The organism is Kitasatospora sp. NPDC057198, assembly GCF_042670125.1.
GTDB lineage: Bacteria > Actinomycetota > Actinomycetes > Streptomycetales > Streptomycetaceae > Kitasatospora.
The window spans coordinates 1-4,278 of sequence record NZ_JBHUWH010000590.1; the positions used below are offsets into that span (position 1 = coordinate 1).

Below are 4,278 nucleotides of genomic sequence, written 5' to 3' on the forward strand. Positions count from 1 at the left end.
GGTGGACCGACACAACACCCCCCCGCGTGGACCCCACCGGCCGCCACCTCGGTCGGACAACGGTCGGCCGCGCCGACCCCCCCCCGCGCCGGGACGGCCGACCCCGGACGGCCGGGCTGGCCCTCCTCCGGCGTGCTCCAGGAGTCGGCCCGCGGGGCCGCGGGCCCGGGGCCCGCCGGAGGACGCCGGCGCCGACGGCTGCCCCACACAAACGCCCCGATCAGGGCGGCGATGATGATCAGGGCCGGAATGACCACCACCAGGAGGGACGGACCGCTCGACTCCGCTGCCAGTGCCCCCGCCGCCAGTACCGCGTCGACCGTCATGACCCGCTCCTTCGTTCCGGTGGACCCGTCCGATCGGGCCCGCGTCAGCTCCCGTCTACCCGGTGCGCCCGGAATGAATGCCCGAAAGATCCGGATATCGGTGTGTCGTGTTCGGGGGCCCGGGTAGGCGGTACGACTGTCGAACAGGGGCGGCCACCAGGACCGGTCCGACTCCTTCTACGGGGAATCCGATGAAGAACTCGAAGTTGGCATCCGCCGTCGTCGCGGGCTACTTCCTCGGGCGCTGGCACAAGGCCCGCTGGGCGTTGGCCCTGGCCGGAGTAGCGGCGGGAAAGAAGCTCAGCACCAACCCGGGCGTGCTGCTCGGGCAGCTCATGGAGTCCTCGCCGCAACTGCGCGGCCTGGTGGACGAGATGCGCGGCGACCTGACCGAAGCGGGCAAGAACGCCCTCGTGACGGCCGCGGGCAACCGGATGGGCGCACTCACCGACCGGCTGCAGCAGCAGACCGAAGCCGTCCGCGACCGCACCGCGGGGCGCGGCCGGGACGACGAGGAGCCGGACGAGGACGAGGTGGAGCCGGAGGAGAGCGAAGAGCCGGACGAGGCGGAGGAGAGCGAGGAGCCGGACGAGGAGCCGGACGAGGACGAGGCCGAGGGCGAGGCCGAGGACGAGGAAGAGCCGGACGAGGAAGAGCCGGACGAGGAAGAACCGGACGAGGAGGAACCGGAGGAGGAGGCCGAGGAGGAACCGCCGCCCCGGCGACGCGCCTCGCGGAGCAGCAGCGCCTCCCGCGCGAGCGGCGGGACGGGTGGCGGGACGAAACGCCCGTCGCGGGCCAAGAGCAGCACGGCGTCCACCGCCTCCCGTTCGACCGGCAGCCGCAGCGGCACCGGCGCGAAGAAGACCGCGAAGAAGGCGGCGGCGCCGCGGAAGTCCGCGGCCGCCAAACGGACCGCCTCGTCGACCACCGGACGGAAGTCGACCGGAACCGCGTCCGCCCGGAAGAGCACCGGGACACGGGCATCGGCCAAGAAGACGAAGGCGGGGTGACCGGCGATGGCCAGGCAGTCCCAGTCCGACGACGAAGGCAAGAACGGCTCGGGCAGCGTGTTGGAGGCGCTCCCCACCGACCGACTGATGGACCAGGCAAGGGAGTTGGTGTCCGCACTGGGGGAGCGGGCGATGACGGCGGCGGCCGACAAGGTCGGCGGGGTGACCGAACGGCTGGTCGACTACGTGGCGAACGGCGGTAGCAGCGGCGGCGAGGACGACGGCGGTGGTGGCGGCGGTGGCGGTGGCGGCATCGGCGGGACCATCGCGAAGAAGGTGCTGGGGGCGGGAGCGTCCAAGGTGAAGGACGCCGTGACCGGGAAACTCGGCGGCGGCGGGGGAGGTGGCGGAGGGAACAAGGAGACCAAGGTCACCAACATCATCGAGCAGATCGACGTGGGGGTTCCCCTCCGGGTCGCCTACAACCAGTGGACCCAGTTCCAGGACTTCCCGAAGTTCACCAAGCGGCTCGAACAGGTCGACCAGTCCTCCGACGAGAAGCTGAGCTGGAAGGCCGGGATCTTCCTCTCGCACCGCACCTGGGAGTCGACGATCGTCGAGCAGGTCCCGGAAGACCGGATCGTGTGGCGCTCCAAGGGCGAGAAGGGCTCGGTCGACGGGGCGGTGACGTTCCACGAACTCGCCCCCAACCTGACCAGGATCCTGGTCGTCCTCGAGTACCACCCCCAGGGCCTGTTCGAACGGACGGGCAACCTGTGGCGGGCCCAGGGCCGACGCGCCCGGCTGGAGCTGAAGCACTTCCGCCGCCACGTGATGACCCGCACGATCCTCGACCCTGACGAGCTCGAGGGCTGGCGCGGCGAGATCCGCGACAGCGAGGTGGTCCGTTCTCACGAGGACGCGATGAAGGAGGAGGAAGAGCAGCAGGACCAGGACCAGGACCAGGAGCTGGACGAGGACCAGGAGCCGGACGAGGAGGAGGACGAGGAGGAGCCCGAGGACGAGGGCTACCAGGACGACGAGGACGAGGGCGAGGACCAGGAGGACGACGAGGAGTACGACGACGAGGAATATGAGGACGAGCCCGAGGACGAGGACGGCGAGTACGAGGACGAGGACGAAGCGGAGGACGAGGAGGACGAGCCCGAACAGCCCGCCCGCCGAGGCTCCCGCCGGGCCTCCTCCCGGAAGAGGTGAGAGCGGTGTCAGTGGCCCCGCGTTCCAGCAACTACATGTCCCGCCCGTCCTCCGCCGGCCTGGTGGACGTGGTCGACCTGATCCTCGACAAGGGCCTGGTCATCGACATCTACATCCGGGTCTCCCTGGTGGGGATCGAACTCCTGACCATCGACGCCCGCATCGTGGTGGCGAGCGTCGACACGTACCTGCGCTTCGCCGAGGCGGTCAACCGGCTGGACATCACCCAGGACCGGAGCGAAGGACTCCCGCAACTGGTGAACGACATGCAGGAGGGCGGGGCCCGGCACAAGACCCGCGGCGCGCTCGAAGGCGTGAAGGAGAAGGTGTCCGGCCTGATCGGCGGGGACGACGACGAGGACGAGGAGGAGCCGGAGGAGCAGGAGGAGGAGCGGCCCCGTCGGCGGACGAGGCCGGCCCGGAAAGGACGTGAGCGATGAACAGCACCCCTTCGCCCGACTCTGCCTGCTACGTCTACGGCATCGTCCCGGCCGACGCCCCCGCACCGCAGGACGTGGTCGGCGTCGGCGACCCCTCCGCGCCGGTCGTCCCGGTGCGGTACGGGGGACTGGCCGCCCTGGTCAGCGAGATCGACGCCCGCCGCCCGCTCGGCACCCCCCGGGACCTGATCGGTCACGCCCGGGTGCTGGACACGGTGGCGGCCGGACGCACGCCCGTCCTGCCGTTCCGGTTCGGCGCGGTGGTCCGGGACGAGGCGGCCGTCACGGACGAGCTGCTCGCCCCGCAGGAACAGCGCTTCCTCGCCGCGCTGGAGGGCCTGCACGGCCTCGCCCAGTTCACCGCCCGGGGCACCTACCGGCAGGACCGGGTGCTGCGCGAGATCGTCCGCGACCGCCCGGACATCGCCCGGCTCCGGGAGGAGGTCGCCGACCTGCCGGAGGCCGCCGCCCAGCCCCGCCGCATCCGGCTCGGCGAACTGGTCGCCGAGGCACTGACCGCCCGCGCCCGCTCCGACACCGACCACCTGGTGGCGGAACTCGGACCGCTCGCCGAGGCCACCGCCCGCGCCGAGCCGACCGCCGAACAGCCGGTCACCGTCTCCTTCCTGGTCGACGCCGACCGCTGGACCGGGTTCGAACGCGCCGCGGACGTGCTCGCCGCCGACTGGGACGGCCGGGTCGACTTCCGGCTGCTCGGCCCGCTGGCCCCGTACGACTTCGCCCCGCAACTCGTCGACGCGCAAGGACGCGGCTCATGGGACTGATCACCGGACTGTTCACCCTGCCGCTCGCCCCCGTCCGCGGCGTGGTCTGGGTGGCCGAACGGCTGCACGAGCAGGCGTGGCACGAACTGAACGACCCGGCCGCCGTGCGCCGACAGTTGATGGACGTCCAGGCCGCCCGGGAAGCCGGAACGATCGACGAGCAGGAGGCCGAGCGCCGCGAAGCGGAACTGGTCCGGCGCCTGCTGCCGCCCGACATCGGAGACCGGGAGGTGTGAACCGTGCCCGAGCCGCGCACCCGCCGCCCGTCCGCCGCCGCACCGCGACGGCGCACCGCGCGCGACCCCGAGGCGGAGCCGCGCCGGCGCCGTCGGGCCGTGAAGGAGCCGGACGAGCCGGAGGAGACGGAGGAGCCGGACGAACCGGAGGAGAGCGAGGAGACCGACGAGACGGAGGAGCGTGCGCCCAGGCGGGCGGTGTCGCGCCGTCGCAAGGCGCGACCGGAGGAGGACGACGACCGGGACGACGACCGGGACGACCGGGACGACCGGGACGACCGGGACGACCGGGACGGTGATCGGGACGGCGAGGAGCGGGC

The 4,278-nt window shown here is 72.3% G+C and carries 6 protein-coding genes and 1 pseudogene; 6 read left to right on the plus strand and 1 reads right to left on the minus strand.

From position 1 onward, the window contains the following. The coding region (locus ACFUEL_RS36065; RefSeq protein ID WP_380241867.1) for a DUF6479 family protein at positions 1–326 on the minus strand (326 nt) is incomplete at its 3' end. 191 nt (positions 327–517) lie between these two features. Between ACFUEL_RS36065 and ACFUEL_RS36070 the strand changes: the two genes are divergently transcribed. The 6 genes and pseudogenes from ACFUEL_RS36070 to ACFUEL_RS36095 form a co-directional block, all read left to right on the plus strand. Further along, positions 518–1,339 (plus strand): hypothetical protein, encoded by an 822-nt coding sequence (locus ACFUEL_RS36070; protein ID WP_380241869.1) that lies wholly within the window; start codon positions 518–520, stop codon positions 1,337–1,339. Positions 1,340–1,345: 6 nt separating this feature from the next. Beyond that, positions 1,346–2,497 carry an SRPBCC family protein gene (locus ACFUEL_RS36075; RefSeq protein WP_380241870.1) on the plus strand — a complete coding sequence of 384 codons (1,152 nt, stop codon included), beginning with the start codon at positions 1,346–1,348 and terminating at the stop codon, positions 2,495–2,497. Positions 2,498–2,502: 5 nt separating this feature from the next. Next, entirely contained in the window at positions 2,503–2,937 is a 435-nt protein-coding gene (gene gvpJ, locus ACFUEL_RS36080; RefSeq protein WP_380241872.1) for a gas vesicle protein GvpJ, read from the plus strand. Further along, positions 2,934–3,722 (plus strand): GvpL/GvpF family gas vesicle protein, encoded by a 789-nt coding sequence (locus ACFUEL_RS36085; RefSeq protein ID WP_380241874.1) that lies wholly within the window; start codon positions 2,934–2,936, stop codon positions 3,720–3,722. Before gvpJ ends, ACFUEL_RS36085 begins: the two co-directional genes overlap by 4 nt. Continuing rightward, positions 3,713–3,958, plus strand: coding sequence for a gas vesicle protein GvpG (locus ACFUEL_RS36090; RefSeq protein WP_380241875.1), 246 nt, complete (start codon positions 3,713–3,715; stop codon positions 3,956–3,958). The genes ACFUEL_RS36085 and ACFUEL_RS36090 overlap by 10 nt, the downstream gene beginning before the upstream one ends. 3 nt (positions 3,959–3,961) lie before the next feature. Next, positions 3,962–4,278: pseudogene (locus tag ACFUEL_RS36095) on the plus strand (hypothetical protein); the annotation flags it as partial.

Bases quoted from the DNA above. Each gene is read 5' to 3' on its own strand.
- ACFUEL_RS36090 (WP_380241875.1), top strand. From the start codon at position 3,713: ATGGGACTGATCACCGGACTGTTCACCCTGCCGCTCGCCCCCGTCCGC.
- ACFUEL_RS36085 (WP_380241874.1), top strand. From the start codon at position 2,934: ATGAACAGCACCCCTTCGCCCGACTCTGCCTGCTACGTCTACGGCATC.
- ACFUEL_RS36070 (WP_380241869.1), top strand. From the start codon at position 518: ATGAAGAACTCGAAGTTGGCATCCGCCGTCGTCGCGGGCTACTTCCTC.
- ACFUEL_RS36075 (WP_380241870.1), top strand. From the start codon at position 1,346: ATGGCCAGGCAGTCCCAGTCCGACGACGAAGGCAAGAACGGCTCGGGC.